General features: G+C 71.1%; 15 protein-coding genes. 10 read left to right on the top strand and 5 right to left on the bottom strand.

Annotated features, from left to right (window positions below):
- Positions 1-108: 108 nt before the first annotated feature.
- Positions 109-2,619, top strand: a complete 2,511-nt coding sequence (gene glgB / locus ACH4S7_RS17670) for a 1,4-alpha-glucan branching enzyme (RefSeq protein WP_398522105.1) — start codon at positions 109-111, stop codon at positions 2,617-2,619.
- 176 nt (positions 2,620-2,795) lie between these two features.
- Here glgB and ACH4S7_RS17665 read toward each other — a convergent pair whose 3' ends face one another.
- On the bottom strand, positions 2,796-5,057 hold the full coding sequence (locus tag ACH4S7_RS17665) for a HelD family protein (RefSeq protein WP_398522364.1): 2,262 nt from the start codon (positions 5,055-5,057) through the stop codon (positions 2,796-2,798).
- A 433-nt stretch (positions 5,058-5,490) separates the two neighbouring features.
- Between ACH4S7_RS17665 and ACH4S7_RS17660 the strand changes: the two genes are divergently transcribed.
- The gene (locus tag ACH4S7_RS17660) at positions 5,491-5,832 is read left to right on the top strand and encodes a DUF6355 family natural product biosynthesis protein (protein ID WP_398522104.1); all 342 of its coding nucleotides are present in this window, start codon (positions 5,491-5,493) and stop codon (positions 5,830-5,832) included.
- A gap of 130 nt (positions 5,833-5,962) precedes the next feature.
- On the opposite strand, the gene ACH4S7_RS17655 is transcribed toward ACH4S7_RS17660, so the two are convergent.
- The 3 genes from ACH4S7_RS17655 to ACH4S7_RS17645 form a co-directional block, all read right to left on the bottom strand.
- On the bottom strand, positions 5,963-6,853 hold the full coding sequence (locus ACH4S7_RS17655; protein ID WP_398522103.1) for an NAD(P)-dependent oxidoreductase: 891 nt from the start codon (positions 6,851-6,853) through the stop codon (positions 5,963-5,965).
- A gap of 179 nt (positions 6,854-7,032) precedes the next feature.
- Positions 7,033-9,252, bottom strand: coding sequence for an NADP-dependent isocitrate dehydrogenase (locus tag ACH4S7_RS17650; RefSeq protein ID WP_398522102.1), 2,220 nt, complete (start codon positions 9,250-9,252; stop codon positions 7,033-7,035).
- Between the two features lie 271 nt (positions 9,253-9,523).
- Positions 9,524-10,927 carry a cation:dicarboxylate symporter family transporter gene (locus ACH4S7_RS17645; protein ID WP_398522101.1) on the bottom strand — a complete coding sequence of 468 codons (1,404 nt, stop codon included), beginning with the start codon at positions 10,925-10,927 and terminating at the stop codon, positions 9,524-9,526.
- 135 nt (positions 10,928-11,062) lie between these two features.
- Between ACH4S7_RS17645 and ACH4S7_RS17640 the strand changes: the two genes are divergently transcribed.
- From ACH4S7_RS17640 to ACH4S7_RS17615, 6 genes are all read left to right on the top strand, one after another.
- The gene (locus tag ACH4S7_RS17640; RefSeq protein ID WP_398522100.1) at positions 11,063-12,703 is read left to right on the top strand and encodes an ATP-binding protein; all 1,641 of its coding nucleotides are present in this window, start codon (positions 11,063-11,065) and stop codon (positions 12,701-12,703) included.
- An 83-nt stretch (positions 12,704-12,786) separates the two neighbouring features.
- The gene (locus ACH4S7_RS17635; RefSeq protein ID WP_398522099.1) at positions 12,787-12,960 is read left to right on the top strand and encodes a hypothetical protein; all 174 of its coding nucleotides are present in this window, start codon (positions 12,787-12,789) and stop codon (positions 12,958-12,960) included.
- Positions 12,957-13,700 carry a response regulator gene (locus tag ACH4S7_RS17630; protein WP_398522098.1) on the top strand — a complete coding sequence of 248 codons (744 nt, stop codon included), beginning with the start codon at positions 12,957-12,959 and terminating at the stop codon, positions 13,698-13,700. Before ACH4S7_RS17635 ends, ACH4S7_RS17630 begins: the two co-directional genes overlap by 4 nt.
- A 118-nt stretch (positions 13,701-13,818) precedes the next feature.
- Positions 13,819-15,252 carry an extracellular solute-binding protein gene (locus ACH4S7_RS17625; protein ID WP_398522097.1) on the top strand — a complete coding sequence of 478 codons (1,434 nt, stop codon included), beginning with the start codon at positions 13,819-13,821 and terminating at the stop codon, positions 15,250-15,252.
- Positions 15,249-16,115: a carbohydrate ABC transporter permease gene (locus ACH4S7_RS17620; protein ID WP_398522096.1), complete on the top strand. Its 867-nt coding sequence runs from the start codon at positions 15,249-15,251 to the stop codon at positions 16,113-16,115. The genes ACH4S7_RS17625 and ACH4S7_RS17620 overlap by 4 nt, the downstream gene beginning before the upstream one ends.
- The gene (locus ACH4S7_RS17615; RefSeq protein ID WP_398522095.1) at positions 16,115-17,041 is read left to right on the top strand and encodes a carbohydrate ABC transporter permease; all 927 of its coding nucleotides are present in this window, start codon (positions 16,115-16,117) and stop codon (positions 17,039-17,041) included. The genes ACH4S7_RS17620 and ACH4S7_RS17615 overlap by 1 nt, the downstream gene beginning before the upstream one ends.
- A 98-nt stretch (positions 17,042-17,139) precedes the next feature.
- Here the strand turns inward: ACH4S7_RS17615 and ACH4S7_RS17610 are convergent, their stop codons facing one another.
- Positions 17,140-18,165: a 6-phosphofructokinase gene (locus ACH4S7_RS17610; protein WP_398522094.1), complete on the bottom strand. Its 1,026-nt coding sequence runs from the start codon at positions 18,163-18,165 to the stop codon at positions 17,140-17,142.
- Positions 18,166-18,527: 362 nt separating this feature from the next.
- Between ACH4S7_RS17610 and pta the strand changes: the two genes are divergently transcribed.
- Entirely contained in the window at positions 18,528-20,663 is a 2,136-nt protein-coding gene (gene pta / locus ACH4S7_RS17605) for a phosphate acetyltransferase (RefSeq protein ID WP_398522093.1), read from the top strand.
- 95 nt (positions 20,664-20,758) lie between these two features.
- Positions 20,759-21,976: an acetate kinase gene (locus tag ACH4S7_RS17600; RefSeq protein WP_398522092.1), complete on the top strand. Its 1,218-nt coding sequence runs from the start codon at positions 20,759-20,761 to the stop codon at positions 21,974-21,976.
- Positions 21,977-22,036: the final 60 nt, after the last annotated feature.

Below are 22,036 nucleotides of genomic sequence, written 5' to 3'. Positions count from 1 at the left end.
CCCGTCCACACATCCGCCCGTCCGCCGCGAACCGCCCGCCAGCACCCCCTTCCGCCCGTGCGCAAGCGACCCCCGCCCCCGCCATCCGTGCCGCAAGGAGGCCGACCCGTGACCGCCCGTCCCCCGTCCCGCCCCTCGTCCCGTACACCGCCCCCGCCCGACACGGGTTCCGGCGCCCGCCGCGCCGGGTCTCCCGCCGACACGACCGGGCCCGGTTCGACCGGGCCCGGGCCCGGGCCCGGCGCGTCGGCCGGTGGGTCGGCCGGTGGGTCGGCCGGTGGGTCGGCCGGCGCGGCCGGTAGGTCGGCCGGTTCGACCGGGGCCGGTGGGTCGGCCGGCGCGGGCGGGCCGCGCCCCCGGCGGAAGTCGGCCCCGCCCCGGCCCCGGTCGACGGACGGCCCGGGGGTACGGGCGGCCCGGCCGCTCGCCGCCGCCGACCGGGCGCGGCTACTGACGGGCGCCCACCACGATCCGCACGCACTGCTCGGCGCGCACTCCGCGCGCGGCGGGGTGGAGGTGCGGGTCCTGCGCCCGTACGCCAGGAGCGTGACCGTGGTCGCCAAGGGGCTGCGGACGGAGCTGCCCGACGACGGCGACGGCTTCTTCTCCGGGCTGCTGCCCCTGCGCGAGGCGCCCGACTACGCCCTGCTCATCACCTACGACGGGCCCGACGGTGCGGGCTCCGTCGAGATCGAGACCCACGATCCCTACCGCTTCCTGCCCGCGCTCGGCGAACTCGACCTGCATCTGATCGGCGAGGGCCGCCACGAGGAGCTGTGGCAGGCGCTGGGCGCGCGGCCGATGACCCACCAGGGGGTCACCGGGACCCGGTTCACGCTCTGGGCGCCGAACGCGCTCGGCGTCCGGGTCATCGGCGACTTCAACTTCTGGGACGGCACCGGATCCCCGATGCGGTCGCTCGGCTCGACCGGCGTGTGGGAGCTGTTCCTCCCGGGGGTGGCGGCCGGCGCGCTCTACAAGTTCCTGATCACCCGGCCCGACGGTTCGACCACGACCCGCGCCGACCCGATGGCCCGGCGGGCCGAGGTGCCACCCGCGAACGCGTCGATCGTGACGGAGTCCCACCATGTGTGGCGGGACGCGGAGTGGATGGCGCACCGGGGCGACCGCCCGGTGCACGCGGCCCCGTTCTCCGTCTACGAGGTCCATCTGCCGTCCTGGCGGCCGGGGCTCACCTACCGCCAGCTCGCGCTCCAGCTCCCGTCCTATGTGAAGGACCTGGGGTTCACCCATGTCGAGCTGATGCCGGTCGCCGAGCACCCCTTCGGCGGCTCATGGGGCTACCAGGTGACCGGCTTCTACGCGCCGACGGCCCGGATGGGCACCCCGGACGACTTCCGGCACCTGGTCGACGCGCTACACCGGGCGGGCATCGGCGTGATCATGGACTGGGTGCCCGCGCACTTCCCGCGCGACGACTGGGCGCTCGCGGAGTTCGACGGCCGCCCGCTGTACGAACCCGCGGACCCGGCCCGGGCGGCCCACCCCGACTGGGGCACGCTGGAGTTCGACTACGGCCGTACGGAGGTGCGGAACTTCCTGGTCGCGAACGCGGTGTACTGGTGCGAGGAGTTCCACATCGACGGGCTGCGGGTGGACGCGGTCGCCTCGATGCTCTACCTCGACTACTCCCGCGAGGAGGGCGAGTGGACCCCGAACGAGCACGGCGGCCGGGAGAACCCGGACGCGGTCGCCTTCCTCCAGGAGATGAATGCGACGGTCTACCGGCGCTGCCCGGGGGTCGTCACCATCGCCGAGGAGTCCACCGCCTGGGACGGCGTCACCCGGGCGACGCACCACATCGGCCCCGGGGGCTACGGCGGCCTCGGCTTCGGGCTGAAGTGGAACATGGGCTGGATGCACGATTCGCTGGGATATGTGGGGCACGAGCCGGTGCACCGCAAGTTCCACCACGGCGAGATGACGTTCTCGATGGTGTACGCGTACAGCGAGAACTACGTCCTGCCGATCTCGCACGACGAGGTGGTGCACGGCAAGCGGTCGCTGGTGGGCAAGATGCCCGGCGACTGGTGGCAGCGGCGCGCCACCCACCGGGCCTATCTGGGCTTCATGTGGGCGCACCCCGGCAAGCAACTCCTCTTCATGGGGCAGGAGTTCGCGCAGGGGGCGGAGTGGTCGGAGGCGCACGGCCCGGACTGGTGGCTGCTGGACCCGTCGTACGCGGCGGAGGCCGACCACCGGGGGGTGCGGCTGCTGGTCCGCGATCTGAACACGGTGTACGGCGAGACGCCCGCGCTCTGGCAGCGGGACACCGAACCGGAGGGTTTCGCCTGGGTGGACGGCGACGCGGCCGAGGACAACGTCTTCGCCTTCCTGCGGTACGACGCCTCGGGGGCGCCGCTGCTGTCGGTGAGCAATTTCTCGCCGGTGGTCCGTGACGCGTACCGGCTGGGTGTCCCGGAGGCGTTCCCCGTCTGGACGGAGGTCATGAACACGGACGAGGGGCGGTACGGGGGCGGGGCGGTGGGCAACCCCGACCCGCTGAAGACGGACCCGGCACCGGCGCACGGCCGCGGGGTGAGCCTCCGGCTGACGCTGCCACCGCTGGCGACGGTGTGGCTGCGGCCGTCGGCCTGAGGGGGCGCGGGGGCGCGGGGGCGCCGGCTGGTCGGGGTGGGGGCCCACGGGCGGCGGCGACACGGGCCCGGGCGAGGGCGGAGCGCCTCAGCACCCTCGCCGCCCGCGCCCCTCCCCCTTCGTCCCCCTTCGCCCCCCTCGTCCCCGACGGCCCCTCGCTCAGCGCCATATCCCGCTCAGCCCACCATCCCCCTCAGCGCGGGGGGCAGCTCGCCGCTGTGCACGACGCCGAGCCGCTGGGTCGCCCGGGTCAGCGCCACATACAGATCGCTGTCCCCGAAGAGCGCGGGTTCGACCACGATGACGGAGTCGAATTCGAGCCCCTTGGCCTGCCGGGGCGCCAGGAGGACGACCCGCCGGGTCAGATCGACGGGCGCGTCCGGATCCGGGCCGCGCAGCGCGGCGAGCCGGGGATGGAGTTCGAGGGGGGCGATGACGGCGAGCCGGCCCTCCTCCGGCGTCTCCCGCCCGACCGCCGCCAGCACGGCCGCGGCCGGATCGGCGGCCCGCTCGGTCCAGGGCGGCACCCCGGTCGAGCGCACCGAGCGCGGCGGCTCGAAACCGGGGAAGGACTCCCGGCGCACGGCGGCGGCCAGCTCCATGATCTCGGCGGGGGTCCGGTAGTTCACCCCGAGCCTGGTGTGCCGCCAGCGGTCGCCGACGTACGGCGCCAGGATCGTCCGCCAGGACCCGAGACCGGCGACGTCGCCGGTCTGCGCGGGATCGCCGACGAGCGTCATCGACCGGGTCGGGCAGCGGCGCATCAGCAGCCGCCAGGCCATCGCGGACAGTTCCTGCGCCTCGTCCACGATGATGTGCCCGAAGGCCCAGGTGCGGTCGGCGGCGGCGCGCTCGGCGGCGCTGCGGTGGTCGGCCTCCTCCTGGCGTTCGGCCATCCGCTCGGCGTCGATGACGTCGTGCGCGGTGAGGACCTCGGACTCCTCGTCCTCGAACTCGTAGCTCGCGGAGCCCTCGGAGAGGTCGAGCACTCCCTGCGCGTAGGCGATCCGCTCCTGCCGTTCGGCCTCGGCGGCGGCGCGGTCGGCGCTGTCGTCGGTGCCGAGCAGCTCGGCTGCCTCGTCCAGGAGTGGCACGTCGGCGGGGGTCCAGCCGCCGCCGTCGCGCCGGATCAACGCGGCGTCGGCCTCCGGTAGGTGCTGGTCCGGCGTCGGCCCGGCGAGGAAGTCGGCGATGAACCCCTCGGGGGTGAGCAGCGGCCACAACTCCTCGATGGCGGCGTGCACCTCGGCGCTGGTGGCGATCTCCTTGCCGAGCTGGGCGATGTCATCGGGACCGAGGAGGTTGGGCCCGCCGTACGGGTCGGCCCCGAGCCGGTCCGCGAGCTGTTCGGTGAGCGCGTCGATGATCCGGAAGGCGAAGTGCGGCCGGGCGAGGTTGTGCGGCAGTCCGGTGGCACGGGCACGGTCGCGTGCCTCGTACGCCATCTCCCGGTGCAGCCGGAGGGTGCCGTACTCCTCGTGCTCGATCTCCAGGGCGGCCTCGGGCACGGTGCCCTCGGCCTCGTAGTCCACGGCGGGCACGGTCTCGGGCAGCCGCTGCCGCTCCCGTACGGCGCGGGCGAGCACATCGGCCATCCCGGCCCGCCCCTTGACCTCGGCGGCGGCGGGGGTGTCCGTACCGGTGGCGCGTACGCCGGGGAAGAGTTCGGCCATGGTCGCGAGCAGCACCCCGGTCTCACCCAGCGAGGGCAGCACCTCGCCGATGTAGCCGAGGAAGGCGGGGTTGGGCCCGACGATGAGCACGGCACGGCGGGCGAGCTGCTCGCGGTGGGCGTAGAGCAGGTACGCGGCGCGGTGCAGCGCGACGGCGGTCTTCCCGGTGCCGGGTCCGCCCTCCACGACGAGCACCCCGTGCCGGGAGGCCCGGATGATCCGGTCCTGTTCGGCCTGGATGGTCCGCACGATATCGGCCATCCGCCCGGTCCGTACGGCACCGAGCGCGGCGAGCAGCACGGCGTCGCCGTCGGGGTCCTCGTGCCCGCTCCGGGTGGCGTCGGCGAGATCGAGGATCTCGTCGTGCAGCGCGGTGACGGCGCGCCCTTCGGTGGTGATGTGCCGTCGCCGGCTCAGCCCCATCGGCCGATACCCGGTGGCGAGATAAAAGGGCCGGGCGACGGGAGCGCGCCAGTCGACGAGAAGGGGAGTGCGTTCCGTGTCGTCCTGCCGGATTCCGATCCGTCCGATGTGGTGCCGGGCACCGTCCTGGAGATCGATCCGCCCGAAACAGAGCCCGGCGTCCACGGCATTCAGCGCGGCCAGCTCACCGGATTGCTCGGCGACGGCGACATCGCGCTCGACCCGGGCCTGGAGACCGGTGCCGACCTGCCCGATCGTGGTCTGAACAGCGGTTTCGGCCTGCTCACGGAGGGCGTCGAGACGCTCGTAGAGAAGGGAGACGAATTGCTGTTCATTCTGCAATTCCTTGGTTGACAATTCAGCTCCTGACGCGCTATGGTGTCACCAGTGAGTTTACCCGGGCAGGTTGTCGATGACTGCTTCGAATGGCCGTGCGTGACAATCCCGCACAGTGTCCAACACAGCTTCCGACACGGCCCCGAACACAGTCTCTGCCGATAGACATCGAACCACTCAATATACTCCGATAAAGGCCCCACCCGTCAATTCGGGTGGGGCCTTTATCGCGGATATCCCAGCAGTGCGGTACGGACCAGCGACCCCGACACCCCCACCGATCACACCGATCACACCGATCGGACAAATCACCCAGCCGGGTGAAGCTCCGCCCCGATGTCGTCATATCCGATACGCGCCACCACGCCTCCGTCCAGCCTGAGTGACGAGACATTCGGACATCGGGCCCATGGGCCCGATCTCACCACGGGGACGGAACATGCGAAGGAACTCCAGGCACGACCGGTCCAGCACGGCGCGGCGCGGCGCAAGGTGGGCGGCGCTGGCGGGCGCGGCGCTGCTGGCCGTACTGCCCACGGTCGGGGTGGCGGACGCGGCACCGGAGGCCCGCGAGCGGGTCGCGGCCAGGCAGTGCGCCTACTACGAGGCACACGGCTCCGCGTACTGGAACCACTGCACCACGGACGGCTCCTGGATCGTGATCAAGCTCGATGTCGTTCTGGGGCGCGACGAGTACCGCTGTGTCGGCCCCGGCGTGACCAGGCTCGGCCCGGCCGCAAAGTACCGGGGCGCCAGCTACGAACACCGGTTGTGCGGCTGACCCCGATCGCACATCAGGGAACCCCCGCACGCTCGGCGTGCGGGGGCTCCCGGCCCTCCCCGGAGGAGCTCGTCGACGGAGTCCGGGCACGGCGCCTTCCACTCCTCCGGCGACACCGTCCGCCCCCGGGCTACGCGGGCTTGACGAGGGCCTCGTACGTGCTCGCCCAGTCGTCCTTCGCGTGGCCCCGCGCGATCGCCAGGTCCGCCACCTTCTTGATGGCCTCCAACTGGGACACGTCCAGGCCCCGGGCCCGGGACGCGTGCAGGATGTGGTCGACGGAGGCGGCCATCGTGCCGAGGTTGGCCTCCGTGCCGGGGTAGCTGCCCGCGTCGATCTCGGCCGCCGAGCCACTGGCGATCGGCGGCATGATCCCGACGATGGTGTCCAGGTAGGGCGCGATGTCGGCGGCCTGGACGCCCTCCGCCTTGGCGAACGCGAAGGCGTGGATCAGCCCGGAGATGGACCCGTAGAAGAAGTCCAGCAGCGACAGATCGTAGACGGCCGCGCGCGCCGGCTCCTCACCGACGAAGGTCGTCCGGCCGCCGAGTGCCCTCAGCGTCGTCTCGTACGTGTCGAAGGACTCCCGCGACCCGGCGTAGAACAGCAGCGCGTCCGGGGTGCCGATCACCGCGGTCGGCACCATCACGGCGCCGTCCAGATAGGCGATGGACCGCTCCGCCGCCCAGGCCGCCGCCGCTCGGGCGCGGTCCGGCAGGTCCGAGGTGACATTGACGAGCACCCGGCCCTGGAGCGCGTCGCCCAGCGGGGCGAGGATCGCGTCGGACGCGTCATAGCCGACGACACAGACGACGACCACCTCACCCGCCCGTACGGCCTCCTCGGCGGTCGCGGCCCGGACGGCCCCGCGGGCGACGAGGTCCTCCCCCTTGCCGGGCGAACGGTTCCAGACGGTGGTGGGATGACCGGCGCCCAGAAAGGCACCGGCGAGGGCCCGGCCCATGGCGCCGAGGCCGATGACGGTGACGGGGGTGGGAGATGTGTGCGGGGTGGTAGACATGTGTTCATCGTTCTTGAGCACCGCAGCAACCACAAGTACCGACTTAAAAGTCAGGTACTTACGAAAAAGTAACCATCCAGGTCAGGGCCGCCTGCCCGACACATCCCCGCCCCGACACACCTCCGCCCCGACCCGGCGGAGTGCGACGGGTCGGGGCGGAGGTCAGGCGGTGGGGCGCGTCAGGCGAGCGACGCGATGGCCTGGTTGAAGGTGGCCGACGGGCGCATCACGGCCGCCGCCTTCGCCGGGTCGGGCTGGTAGTAGCCGCCGATGTCGACCGGCGAACCCTGGACCGCGACCAGCTCGTCGATGATCGTCTGCTCCTGGTCGCCCAGCGTCTTCGCGAGACCGGCGAACGCCTCCGCGAGCTGCGCGTCGTCCGTCTGGGCCGCCAGCTCACGGGCCCAGTAGAGGGCCAGGTAGAAGTGGCTGCCGCGGTTGTCGATACCGCCCAGTCGACGACTCGGCGACTTGTCCTCGTTGAGGAACGTGCCGGTCGCCCGGTCCAGCGTGTCCGCGAGGATCTGGGCGCGCGCGTTCTCCGTCGTCGTCGCGAGGTGCTCGAAGCTGACCGCGAGCGCGAGGAACTCGCCCAGGCTGTCCCAGCGGAGGTAGTCCTCCTTGACGAGCTGCTGGACGTGCTTGGGGGCCGAGCCGCCGGCGCCCGTCTCGAAGAGTCCGCCGCCGTTCATCAGCGGGACGACGGAGAGCATCTTGGCGCTGGTGCCCAGCTCCAGGATCGGGAACAGGTCGGTGAGGTAGTCACGGAGCACATTGCCGGTGACGGAGATGGTGTCCTCGCCGCGGCGGATCCGCTCCAGGGAGAAGGCGATGGCGTCGACCGGCGCCATGATCTCGATCTGGAGGCCCTCGGTGTCGTGCTCGGTCAGGTACTGCTTGACCTTGGTGATGAGGCTGGCGTCGTGCGCGCGGGACTCGTCCAGCCAGAAGACGGTCGGGTTGCCGGTCGCGCGGGCGCGGGTGACGGCGAGCTTGACCCAGTCGCGGATCGGCAGGTCCTTGGTCTGGCACATGCGCCAGATGTCCCCGGCGCTGACCGCGTGCTCCAGCACGACGGCGCCGTTCCCGTCGAGCACCCGGACCGTGCCGGTGGCCGGGATCTCGAAGGTCTTGTCGTGGCTGCCGTACTCCTCGGCCTTCTGCGCCATGAGGCCGACGTTCGGCACCGAGCCCATCGTGGCCGGGTCGTACGCGCCGTTCGCCCGGCAGTCCTCGATGACGACCTGGTAGATCCCGGCGTAGCTGCTGTCGGGGATGACGGCGAGGGTGTCGGCCTCCTGGCCGTCGGGGCCCCACATATGACCGGAGGTGCGGATCATCGCGGGCATGGAGGCGTCGACGATGACATCGCTCGGCACGTGCAGGTTGGTGATGCCACGGTCGGAGTCGACCATCGCGAGGGCCGGGCCCTCGGCCAGCTCGGCCTCGAAGGACGCCTTGATCTCGGCGCCGGACGGCAGCGACTCCAGACCCTTGAGGATGCCGCCGAGACCGTCGTTCGGGGTCAGGCCGGCCGCGGCGAGGGCCTCGCCGTGCTCGGCGAACGTCTTCGGGAAGAAGGCGCGGACCACATGGCCGAAGATGATCGGGTCGGAGACCTTCATCATGGTGGCCTTGAGGTGGACGGAGAACAGCACGCCCTCGGCCTTGGCCCGCGCGATCTGCGCGGTCAGGAACTCACGCAGCACGGCGACCCGCAGCACGGACGCGTCCACGACCTCGCCCGCGAGCACCGGGACGGACTCGCGCAGCACGGTGGTGCTGCCGTCGTCCCCGGCCAGCTCGATCCGGAGCGAGCCCGCGTCGGCGACGACCACGGACTTCTCGGTGGAGCGGAAGTCGTCGGCGTCCATGTGCGCGACATTGGTCTTGGAGTCGCCGGTCCAGGCACCCATGCGGTGCGGGTGGGCCTTGGCGTAGTTCTTGACCGACGCGGGGGCGCGGCGGTCGGAGTTGCCCTCGCGCAGTACGGGGTTGACGGCGCTGCCCTTGACCTTGTCGTACCGGGCGCGTACGTCCCGGTCCTCGTCGGTCTTGGGGTCGTCCGGGTAGTCCGGCAGCGCGTAGCCCTGCTCCTGAAGCTCGGCGATGGCCGCCTTGAGCTGCGGGATCGAGGCCGAGATGTTCGGCAGCTTGATGATGTTCGCGCCGGGGGTCCGCGCCAGCTCACCGAGCTCGGCGAGCGCGTCATCGATGCGCTGCCCGTCTTCGAGACGCTCGGGGAACCCAGCGATGATCCGCCCTGCCAGGGAGATGTCACGGCTCTCCACCGTGACCCCGGCGGTCGAGGCGTACGCCTCGACGACAGGCAAGAACGAATACGTCGCCAGGGCCGGGGCCTCATCCGTGTGGGTGTAGATGATGGTCGAGTCAGTCACCGGGTGCTCCGCTCCACGTCTGCAACATTGCTCGACATCAAGATATCTCGTGACCGCAAGCCGTTCGAAGGGGCCTCGGCCGAAACGGAGCCGCGGCCCGCCCTCTGCCGTGGGGGAAGCGGAGGGAGGGCCGCGGGGCCAGGGGGTGGTACGGGGGCGCGCGGTCGGTACGGGGCCGGTGCGATGGCACCGGCGCGCCGGGCCTCAGCAGGGCGGGTTCCCCGAGAACGGGGGCGCATTCACCGGGAGGACGACTGCGCCCCGAACGGGATCAGACCTTCTCCCGCACCCCGTCCGCCTCGCGCGCCTCCAACACCACCGGAGTCGGCGCGGACTCCGCGGACGTCGCGGACTGCTCCTCGGCCGGCGCGCCGTGACCGTCGTCCAGCAGGGTCTTCTCGTCGAACGGGATCCGGCCGGCGAGCACCTCGGTCACCCGCTCCTTGTCGATCTCCTTCGTCCAGGTGCCGACCAGCACGGTCGCCACCGCGTTCCCGGCGAAGTTCGTCATGGCCCGCGCCTCGCTCATGAAGCGGTCGATGCCGACGATCAGCCCGACGCCGTCGACCAGCTCCGGCTTGTGCGACTGGAGGCCGCCCGCGAGGGTCGCCAGACCGGCGCCGGTGACACCGGCCGCGCCCTTCGAAGCGATGATCATGAAGATGAGGAGGGAGACCTGCTCGGAGGCGCTCAGCGGGTCGCCCATCGCGTTGGCGATGAAGAGCGACGCCATCGTGAGGTAGATCGCGGTGCCGTCGAGGTTGAAGGAGTAGCCGGTCGGGACGGTGATGCCGACCACCGGCTTGCTCACGCCCATGTGCTCCAGCTTGGCGATCAGCCGCGGCAGCGCCGACTCCGACGACGAGGTGGAGAGGATGAGCAGGAACTCCCGGCCCAGGTACTTCAGCAGCGACCAGAGGTTGACCCCCGAGACCAGCTTCAGCAGCGCACCCAGCACGATGAAGACGAAGAGCGCGCAGGTCACATAGAAGCCGATCATGATCACGGCGAGCGACTTCAGCGCGTCCAGACCGGTCTCGCCGACCACCGCGGCTATGGCGCCGAACGCACCCACCGGGGCGACCCACATGATCATGGCGAGGATGCGGAAGACCAGCCGCTGGATGTGCCCGATGCCCCGGAGCACCGGCTCCCCCGCGGCGCCCATCGCCTGGAGGGCGAATCCGGCGAGCAGCGCGACCAGCAGGGTCTGGAGCACCTCGCCGCCGGTGAAGGCGGAGACCATCGTCGTCGGGATGATCCCGATCAGGAAGTCGGCGGTGGACTCGCCGCCCGCCCCCTCGGCCGCCTTGCCGCCCGCTTCCCGCGCGGCCTCGGTGATGTGCAGCCCGGAACCGGGCTCCAGGACGTTGCCGACGAGCAGGCCGATCGCCAGGGCGACCGTCGACATCGTCAGGAAGTAACCGAGCGCGAGCCCGCCGACGGCGCCGACCTTGGCGGCCTTGCGGACCGATCCGATGCCCAGCACGATCGTGCAGAAGATGACCGGCGAGATCATCATCTTGATCAGGTTCACGAACCCGGTGCCGATGGGCTTCAGTTCGACGGCGACCCCGGGAGCCGCGAAGCCCACGGTCACGCCGAGCACGACAGCGACGATCACGGCGATATACAGATAGTGCGTACGGTCCCGCCTGCCGGACTCAGCCACCACGGGGTACCTCCTCAAAACCGGTCCACAGCGCGTTTATGTTTCGTATGGATTTCCGTGACTATCCAGCACGCTGTGACCCCGGTCACGCTTACGTGCGTTTCGTTCACGCCAGAAGTGGCGTGCAGACTTGCCCCCATGCGGATACCCCGCCCGCGCAGCCTCGCGGGACAGCTCTTCGCGATGCAGGTCGTCCTGGTCGCCGCGATCGTGGCGGGCTGCGCCCTCTTCGCGTACCTCACCGACCGCGCCCAGGCCGAGGAGACCGCGCGGCTCCAGTCCACGGCGACCGCGACCGCCGTCGCGCGCTCCCCCTCGGTCATCGCCGCCGCCCGCTCCGACCGCCCCGCCGAGGCGCTCCAGCCGTACGCGGAGGACGTACGCCGGGGCGCGGGCGTCAACTTCGTGGTGGTGATGGCACCGGACGGCACCCGCTGGAGCCATCCGGAACCGGATGAGATCGGCCGGAAGTATCTGGGGCACATCGACGAGGCGCTGCGGGGCGAGACCTTCAGCGAGAAGCACCTCGGGGTGCTCGGCCCGTCGATACGGACGGTGGTGCCGGTGTACGACGGTGAACGGATCACCGCTGTCGTCAGCGCGGGCATCACCATCCAGCGGATCAGCGAGCAGATGCGGCAGCAGGTCGTGGCGCTACTGCTGGTCGCGGGCGCGGCGCTGGCGCTCGGCGGCCTCGGGACGTACGTCATCAACGCCCGGCTGCGACGGCACACCCACGGCATGAACGCGGCGGAGCTGAGCCGGATGCACGACTACCACGAGGCGGCGCTGCACGCGGTGCGCGAGGGGCTGTTGATGCTCGACGGGCGGCGCAGGATCGCGCTCGTCAACGACGGAGCGCGGGAGTTGCTCGGGCTGGACGCCGACGCGGTGGGCCGGCCGGTGGCCGAACTGGGCCTGCCCGCCCGGCTCACGGGCGCCCTGCTGGCCGCCGAGCCACGGGTGGACGAGGTCCATCTCACCGCCGACCGGGTCATCGTGGTGAACACGAGCCCGGTCGTCGGCGGCGAACGGCGCGGCACCGTGGCGACCCTCCGCGACCACACCGAACTCCAGTCTCTGTCCGGGGAGTTGGACTCGGAGCGTGGCTTCACCCAGGCGCTCAGATCGCAGGCGCACGAGGCGGCGAACCGGCTGCACACGGTGGTCTCGCTCATCGAACTCGGACGGGCGGACGAGGCGGTCGACTTCGCCACGGCGGAGCTGGAACTGGCCCAGACACTGACGGACCGGGTGGTGGACGCGGTCGGCGAACCGGTCCTGGCGGCGCTGCTGCTGGGCAAGGCGGCACAGGCGAACGAGCGGGGGGTGGAGCTGGTGCTCGCGGCGGACAGCCGGATCGACGACGGGGTGCTGCCGCCGTCACTGCCCGCGCGGGACCTGGTGACGATCCTGGGCAATCTGATCGACAACGCGGTGGACGCGGCGTCCGACGCGGCGGCCCGGTCCGGCGACACCACCTCCCCCGGCCTCGGCCGGCCACCCCGGGCCCGGGTGACCGTCACCGTCACGGCCCGTACCGACGGGGACGAACTGCTGATCAGGGTGTACGACACGGGTGCGGGCGTCGCCCCGGACCGGGTGGACGAAGTGTTCCACCGGGGCTGGTCCACCAATGGATCGGGCCGGGGGCTGGGACTCGCCCTGGTCCAGCAGGCGGTCCACCGGGGGCGCGGGAGGGTGACCCTGACGGAGGGCCCGGACGGCGGCGCCGACTTCGTGGTGAGGTTGCCGCTGGACGCGGGGGTCTCCGTATGAAGCGGGGTGTCCCCATGGGGTGGGGTACCCGTAGGGAGCGCGCCGACCGGGGGTGGCGCCCTCCCGGGGTGATCCCCCGTCCCGTGCGCACCGCGCGCCCCGCCCCACCCGTACGCCCCGCCTCGCTCGTACGCCCCGCCTCGCTCGTACGCCCCGCCCGTCCTGTCCTGCCCGCACAACTCATCGTGCCCGTACAACTCATCGTGCCCGTACGAACCATCGTGCCCGTACGACCTATCGCGGAGGTACCCGTATGAGCACCGGCAGCGGGACCGGGACCGGCAGCGGTAGCGGTAGCGGTAGCGGTAGCGGCTCGGGAGCGCCCATCCGTGTCCTCGTCGTGGAGGACGACCCCGTCGCCGCCGACGCCCACGCGCTCTACGTCGGCCGGGTCGCCGGATTCACCCTCGCCGGGGTCGCCCACTCCCGTTCCGAGGCGGTCCGGGTGCTGGAGCGGACCCGGGTCGATCTACTCCTCCTCGATCTCTACCTCCCCGACGGACACGGGCTGCATCTGCTGCGGTCGCTGCGCGCGGCCGGTCATCTCGCCGATGTCATCGCCGTCACCTCCGCCCGGGATCTCGCGATCGTGCGCGAAGGTGTCTCCCTGGGAGTGGTCCAGTACGTCCTGAAACCATTCACTTTCGCCACGCTCCGCGACCGTCTCGCCCGGTACGCGGAGTTCCGGGCGAGCGCCGGGGAGGCCAGCGGTCAGGACGAGGTGGACCGGGCGCTCGGGGTGCTCCGCGCGCCCGCGACCGGCGCTCTCCCCAAGGGCCTGAGCGGTCCAACACTGGAGTCCGTCACCCGTACGCTGCGGGAATCGACCGACGGACTGACCGCGGCGGAGGCCGGCACCGCCGTCGGGATCTCCCGGATCACCGCCCGCCGCTATCTGGAGCACCTGGTCGAGGAGGGCCGGGCGAAGCGCAGTCCGCAGTACGGGCAGATCGGCCGACCCGAACTCCAGTACCGATGGATTCGCGCCAGCCGCTGAGACCGCCCCCCGGCGGCCGTGCCCTGCCCGGGGGATTGACCCCCTGAGCGGGCCGGTCCTACGGTCGCGTGGCAGGCCCTCCGCGGCCCCCGGCCCGGAGCCCGGCTCAGAGGAGGTCGTGCCCGTGCGCCCCACCGCCCCACTGACCCGCCGCCCACGCACCCGTACCGTCCCGCCGACCGGCCGCCCACGCACCCGTACCGTCGCGCTCGCCGTCGTCACGGCGCTGACCGTGCTGACGGCGGGGACGCTCACCGCGTGCGACAGCGGCTCGGGCGGTGATCCGGACACCGTGAAGGTCCTCTACAACCGGTCCACGGACAACAAGATCCGGTTCAAGGACGAACACCTCGACGCGGTGCGGAAACAGTTCGAGAAGGCCCACCCGGGCAAGAAGGTCAAGCTCATCCCGGTCCAGGCACCGGACAACGACTACGCCACCAAGGCGCAGCAGATGATGCGCTCCCCCAAGACCGCCCCGGACCTGGTGTACGAGGACACCTTCCGCATCAACTCCGACATCAAGGCGGGGTACTTGGAGCCGCTGGACGACTACCTGTCGGGGTGGCGGGAGTGGGACCGGTTCGTGGACACCGCGAAGGCGGCGGCCAAGGCGGAGGACGGCAGGACCTACGGCATCCCGGACGGCACCGACACCCGCGGCCTCTGGTTCAACAAGGCGGTCTTCGCGAAGGCCGGGCTCCCCGCCGACTGGCGCCCGAAGGACTGGGCGGCCGTCCTCGACGCGGCCCGCACCGTCAAGCGGAAGGTCCCCGGGGTCATCCCGCTCAATGTCTACACCGGCAAGGGCCCCGGCGAGGCCGCCGTGATGCAGGGCTTCGAGATGCTGCTGTACGGGACCGGAGCCGACCCCCTCTATGACGCGGGCGCCAAGAAGTGGGTCACCGGCCACCCCGGGTTCCGGGACGCGCTGGAGTTCGTGCGCACCGTGTACGCGGAGAAGCTCGGCCCCGACGTCTCGGACGCCCTCGACCCCAATGTGGGCACCCGGGTGGCGACCGAGTGGTTCCCGGAGGGGAAGTTGGCGATCTCCCTCGACGGTTCCTGGCTGGGCCAGAACTGGATCAACAAGGGCCCCAAGGAGTGGCCGGAGTGGAGCCGCGACCTGGCCCAGACGGCGATGCCGACCCAGCGCGGCCAGGCGCCCGGGAAGGTGTCGATGTCGGGCGGCTGGGCCTGGTCGATCCCGGCGAAGGCGAAGAACGCCGACCTCGCCTTCGAGTTCATCAAGATCCTCCAGACGCCGAAGAACGCTTCCCGGTGGTGTGTGGTCGCCGCGCAGATCGCGGTGCGCGACGATGTGGCGGCCGACCCCGCCTATCTGCGGTCGATGCCGGGAATCGAGTTCTTCACCGGGCTCGTCCGCCACACCCACTACCGGCCGGCGACACCCGTCTATCCCCAGGTGTCGACGGCCATAGGGGAGGCGATGGAGCAGGTGACGACGGGGGACGCGACGGCGGCTGACGCGACCGCGGCGTACGAGGAGCGGTTGAGAACCCTCGTGGACGGCGCGGTCACCACCGGGTGAGCGCGAGCCGACGGGGGGCGTGGCGCTGGCTGCCGATCGCCCCCGCCACCCTTCTGCTGCTGCTCTTCCTCGCCGGGCCGATCGGGTACTGCGTCTGGATCGCCTTCACCGACACCCAGCTCACGGGCGCGTCCGGCGCCGACTTCGTCGGGCTCGACAACTTCCGCCGCGCCTTCGCCGACGATGGCTTCCGCAACGCCGTCTGGCTGACCCTCGTCTTCACCTTCGTCTCGGCGGTGATCGGCCAGAACACCCTCGGTCTGGCGCTGGCCGGTCTGATGCGGGCCGCGTCCCGGCCGGTCAGAACGGTCACCGGCACCCTGGTGATCGCGGCCTGGGTGCTGCCGGAGATCGTCGCGGCCTTCCTCCTCTACGCGTTCTTCCGCCGGGAGGGGACGCTCAACGCCGTACTGGACTGGCTCCAACTGCCGTCCCAGAACTGGCTGTACACGCTGCCGATCCTGGCCGTGTCATTCGCCAATGTGTGGCGGGGCACCGCGTTCTCGATGCTGATCTACTCCGCCGCGCTGGCCGAGATCCCCCGGGAGGTGGTGGAGGCGGCGGAGGTGGACGGCGCGAGCGGTCCGCGCAGGCTCTGGTACATCACGCTGCCGATGATCCGGCGTTCGATCGGGACCAATCTGATGCTGAACACGCTCTCCACGCTGTCGGTCTTCGGGCTGATCTGGGCGATGACGCGCGGCGGCCCCGGCAACCGGAGCCAGACCCTGCCGGTGTTCATGTACGACCAGGCGTTCCTGAAGAGCCTGATCGGTTACGGGACGGCGGTGGCGCTGCTGCTCCTGCTGGTGGGGGCGCTGTTCTCGGTGGTCTACCTGCGGCTGATGAAGGCGGAGGTGTGATGCCCGGCCGACCGGAGACCGACCGCCCCGGGCGAAGCCGAAGCCGAGGCCGGGGCCGGGGCCGGGGCCCGCTCCGGAACAGAGGCAGGAACAGGCCCCGGGTCAGGAGGCGGGAGCGGGGGCGGTTCGCCGCCGACGCCGCCCTGCTGCTGACCGCCGCCGCCTTCGCGCTCCCCCTCGTCTGGCTGGCGCTGGCGTCCGTGGACACGGAGGCGGATCTCCGGGTCCGCGTGCCCTCCTCGATCTCCGGCGAGAACTTCGGCGCGGTGCTCACCGACGAGATCACCTTCACGCCGATGCTCAACAGCCTGCTGCTGTGCGGGGGTGCGACGGCCCTCACGGTGGTGTGCGCGACCCTCGCCGCCTATCCGCTCTCCCGGCACCGGTCGCGCTGGGGCCGCCCGTACCTGCTGACGATCCTCTTCACGACCTGTCTGCCGATCACCGCGATCATGGTCCCGGTCTACGGGCTCTTCGTGCAGGTCAATCTGATCGACACGCTCTACGGCACCGGGCTCTTCCTGGCCACCTCGCAACTCCCTTTCTCCATCTGGCTGATGAAGAACTTCATGGACGGGGTCCCGGTGGTGCTGGAGGAGGCGGCCTGGACCGACGGCGCGTCGAATCTCCAGACGCTGGGCCGGGTGGTGCTGCCGCTGATGGGGCCCGGGGTGACGGTGGTGACGATCTACACGTTCATCCAGCTCTGGGGGAACTTCTTCGTCCCCTTCATGCTGATCCTGACGCCCGACCAACTGCCCGCTTCCGTCTCCATCTTCACCTTCTTCGGCAACTACGGATCGGTGGTGTACGGGCAGTTGGCGGCGTTCTCCATCCTGTACTCGGCACCGGTGCTGGTGCTCTACGTACTGATCTCGCGCAGGCTGGGCGGCGGCTTCGCGCTCGGCGGCGCGGTCAAGGGCTGAGCCCGGGGCCCGGGCCCGGTCCAGTGACCGGCTCCGCCCCGGTCTCGGCCTCCGCCCCGGTCTCGGTCTCAGCCTCAGCCTCAGCCTCAGCCTCAGGATCAGAAGACCGACTCGGCCTCGTCCATCCGGTCCACCGGCACCGTCTTCAGCCGGGTCACCGCGTCCGCCAGCGGCGCCATCACCACATCGGTGCCCCGCAGCGAGGTCATCCCGCCGAAGTCACCCCGGTGCGCGGCCTCCACCGCGTGCCAGCCGAAGCGGGTCGCCAGCACCCTGTCGTACGCGGTCGGCACGCCACCGCGCTGCACATGGCCGAGGATGACCGGCTTGGCCTCCTTGCCGAGGCGGTGCTCCAGCTCCGCCGCGAGCCGGTTACCGATGCCCTCGAAGCGCTCGTGGCCGTACTGGTCGATCTCGCCCTTGCCGTAATCCATGGAGCCCTCGGCCGGGTGCGCGCCCTCGGCGACGCAGATCACGGCGAACTTCTTGCCCCGCGAGAACCGCTCCTCGACCATCTTCACCAGGTCCTCGACCTGGAAGGGCCGCTCCGGCAGACAGATCCCGTGCGCGCCGCCCGCCATCCCGGACTCCAGGGCGATCCAGCCCGCGTGCCGTCCCATCACCTCGACCACCATCACCCGCTGATGCGATTCGGCGGTGGTCTTCAGCCGGTCTATGGCCTCGGTGGCGACCGTGACGGCGGTGTCGAAGCCGAAGGTGCGGTCGGTGGCGGAGATGTCGTTGTCGATGGTCTTCGGCACACCGACGACGGGCATACCCGCGTCGGAGAGCATCCGGGAGGCGGTGAGGGTGCCCTCGCCGCCGATCGGGATGAGGACGTCGATGCCGTACCGGCGCTGCAACTCGCCGCAGTTCTCGGCGGCCTCCCGCAGCCGGTTGCGCTCCAGCCGGGCGGAGCCGAGGATCGTGCCGCCGCGGGCGAGGATGCCGCTGACCGCGTTGAGGTCGAGCGGGCGGTAGTGGCCGTCGAGGAGGCCCTTGAAGCCGTCCTCGAAGCCGATGACCTCGTCGTCATAGCCGGTCAGCGCCCGGTGCACGACCGACCGGATCACTGCGTTCAGTCCGGGGCAGTCCCCGCCGGCGGTGAGTACTCCGATACGCATCGTGCTGTTTCTCCCGCTCGTCAGTGGTACAGGTGAGCCGTATTCGATTGTTCCATGGGCCCCGGGTACCCGCCCTCCCGGCCTTCAGGGGTGCCCGAGGCACCCCATCCGGCCCGGCAGGCGCCTTATCGATCCCCGGAGGTATTGTCAAGAGGTGAGGCCGCGCCCAGCGGTTTTTTTGTACGACCTTTTGTACTTTACGGCAGCGATGGCCGGGTACTGCTGAACGAGAACCCGCCATCGGGCAGCTCGAACCAGCCGCCCGGCCGACCCCCCGCCGGGCGGCACCACAGACAACCTCAGATGCACCGACAAGCACCGACAAGCACTGTCAAGCACCGAAGACGGACGGGAGAGCACGCGTGACGCGCAGCGTGTACGTGACCGGGATCGACCGCGGGGACGGCCGCCAGGTCGTCGAACTGGGAGTGATGGAACTCCTCACCCGCCAGGTGGACCGGGTGGGCGTCTTCCGTCCGCTGGTCCACGACGGTCCCGACCGGCTCTTCGAACTGCTGCGGGCGCGGTACCGCCTCACCCAGGACCCCGCGTCGGTGTACGGACTCGACTACCACGAGGCGTCCGCCCTCCAGGCCGAGAAGGGCACCGACGAGCTGGTCTCCCGGCTCGTCGACCGCTTCCACCGGGTGGCCAGGGAGTACGAGGTCGTCCTCGTGCTCGGCACCGACTTCGCCGCCACCCAGCTCCCCGACGAGCTGGCGCTCAACGCACGGCTCGCCAACGAGTTCGGCGCCTCGGTGATCCCGGTGGTCGGCGGCAAGGGCCAGACCGCCGAGTCCGTACGGGCCGAGGCGCGCAACGCCCACCGCGCCTACGACGCCCTGGGCAGCAATGTCCTCGCCATGGTCGTCAACCGCGTCGCCCCCGAGGACCGCGCGGTGATAGCCGAGCGGCTGGCGGCCCGCCTCCCGGTGCCCTGCTACGTCCTCCCGGACGCGCCCGCGCTCGCCGCGCCGACCGTCGCCCAGATCACCCATGCGCTCGGCGGCACGGTCCTCCTCGGCGACGACTCCGGCCTCGCCCGCGACGCCCTCGACTTCGTCTTCGGCGGCGCGATGCTGCCCAACTTCCTCAACGCCCTGACCCCCGGCTGCATGGTCGTCACCCCCGGCGACCGCGCCGATCTCGTGGTCGGCGCGCTGGCCGCGCACTCGGCGGGCACCCCGCCGATCGCCGGACTGCTGCTCACCCTGAACGAGCGCCCCAGCCAGGAGATCCTCACCCTCGCGTCCCGGCTCGCCCCCGGCACCCCCGTGATCTCCGTCCCCCACAACAGCTGGCCCACCGCCACCGAACTCTTCGGCCTGGAGGGCAAGCTCAACGCGACCACGCCCCGCAAGGCGGAGACCGCGCTCGGACTCTTCGAACGCCATGTCGACACCAGTGAGCTGCTGGACCGGCTCGCGGTGGCCCGCAGCGGCCATGTCACGCCGATGATGTTCGAACACGAGCTGCTGGAACAGGCCCGGGCCGACCGCCGCCGGGTCGTGCTCCCCGAGGGCACGGAGGAGCGGGTGCTGCGCGCCGCCGATGTGCTGGTCCGCCGCGACGTCTGTGACCTCACCCTGCTCGGCGACCCCGAGGTGATCCGCAAGAAGGCCGCCGACCTGGGCATCGATCTGACCGCCGTGCAGCTCATCGACCCGAACACCTCCGAACTGCGGCAGGGCTTCGCCGAGCGGTACGCGGAGCTGCGCGCCCACAAGGGGGTGTCGGTTGAGCTGGCGTACGACGTGGTGGCCGATGTGAACTACTTCGGCACGCTGATGGTCCAGGAGGGCCTGGCGGACGGCATGGTCTCCGGTTCGGTGCACTCCACGGCGGCGACGATCCGCCCGGCCTTCGAGATCATCAAGACCAAGCCGGAAGCCTCGATCGTCTCGTCCGTCTTCTTCATGTGCCTCGCCGACAAGGTGCTGGTGTACGGCGACTGCGCGGTCAACCCGGACCCGAACGCCGAGCAGCTCGCGGACATCGCCGTCCAGTCGGCGGCCACCGCCGCCCGGTTCGGCGTGGACCCGCGGATCGCGATGCTCTCGTACTCGACCGGCACCTCGGGCTCCGGCGCGGACGTCGACAAGGTGCGCGAGGCGACCGAGCTGGTGCGCGGCGCGCGGCCGGATCTGCGGATCGAGGGACCGATCCAGTACGACGCGGCGGTCGAGCCGTCCGTGGCGGCGACCAAACTGCCGGACTCGGAGGTGGCGGGCCGCGCGACGGTGCTGATCTTCCCGGACCTGAACACCGGCAACAACACCTACAAGGCCGTCCAGCGCTCGGCCGGCGCGGTGGCGGTGGGGCCCGTGCTCCAGGGGCTGCGCAAGCCCGTGAACGACCTGTCCCGGGGGGCCCTGGTGAGCGACATCGTGAACACGGTCGCCATCACGGCGATCCAGGCGCAGCCGGAGACCGCGCCCGACCAGACCGACACCGCAACCGCCCGGACCGGCCGGGCCGCCCCGGCCGCGTCCGTATGACCGCTCCGGTCGCCCGGCGATCACCCCGTACGCCGGCCCCGTACAGCCACGCACCGCACACCGCACCACGCACCGTTCGACACAGAGAAGGCTCCATGACCGCGACCCGAGTCCTCGTCCTCAATTCCGGCTCCTCGTCGGTGAAGTACCAGCTCCTCGACATGCGCGACGGTTCCCGTCTCGCGGTCGGGCTGGTCGAGCGGATCGGTGAGGCGAACTCCCGGCTCGTCCACACCCCGCTGGGCGAAGGCGCGGAGAAGCGCGAGCGCACCGGCCCGATCGCCGACCACGGCGCCGCCCTGAAGGCGGTCGCCGATGAGCTGACGGCGGACGGTCTCGGCCTGGACTCCCCCGAGCTGGCGGCGATCGGCCACCGGGTCGTCCACGGTGGGCTGCGCTTCACCGAGCCGACGGTGATCGACGACGATGTCCTCGCGGAGGTGGAGCGGCTGGTCCCGGTCGCGCCGCTGCACAATCCGGCGAACATCACCGGCATCCGGACCGCGCGGGCGCTCCGCCCGGACCTGCCGCAGGTCGCGGTCTTCGACACGGCCTTCCACACGACGATGCCGGAGTCGGCGGCCCGCTACGCCATCGACGTGGAGACGGCGGACGCCCACCGCATCCGCCGCTACGGATTCCACGGCACCTCGCACGCTTACGTCTCCCGGGAGACGGCTCGGCTGCTGGGCAAGGCCCCGGAGGACGTCAACGTCATCGTGCTGCACCTGGGCAACGGCGCGTCGGCGTCGGCGGTCAAGGGTGGCCGGTGCGTGGACACCTCGATGGGTCTCACGCCCTTGGAGGGGCTGGTGATGGGTACCCGCTCCGGTGACATCGATCCGGCCGTCACCTTCCACCTGAAGCGGGTCGCTGGAATGTCGACGGACGACATCGACGCGCTGCTCAACAAGAAGAGCGGCCTGGTGGGCCTGTGCGGCGACAACGACATGCGGGAGATCCGCCGCCGGATCGAGGAGGGCGACGAGCGCGCGCTGCTCGCCTTCGAGATCTACATCCACCGGCTGAAGAAGTACATCGGCGCCTACTACGCGGTACTCGGCCGGGTGGACGCCATCGCGTTCACGGCCGGTGTCGGCGAGAACGCGGCCGCGGTACGGGAGGCGGCGGTGGCCGGCCTCGAAGAGCTGGGGCTCGCCCTGGACACCGGGTTGAACGACGAGCGGTCGGACGAGGCGCGGATCATCTCGGCCCCGTACGCCCGGGTCGCGGTGGCCGTGGTCCCGACGGACGAGGAGCTGGAGATCGCACGTCAGGCATTCGCACTGGTGTCCTTGAATTCACTCGACTGAGCGCCGGTCCGCCCATATGTACTTTCTACCAGCCGGAATATTCCGAGTCGAAACAAACCG

Origin of the sequence: Streptomyces sp. NPDC020965 (assembly GCF_044333555.1) — a bacterium.
GTDB lineage: Bacteria > Actinomycetota > Actinomycetes > Streptomycetales > Streptomycetaceae > Streptomyces.
The sequence above is the reverse complement of the archived record's forward strand: the minus strand, read 5'-3'. Positions and strand labels throughout refer to the sequence as shown.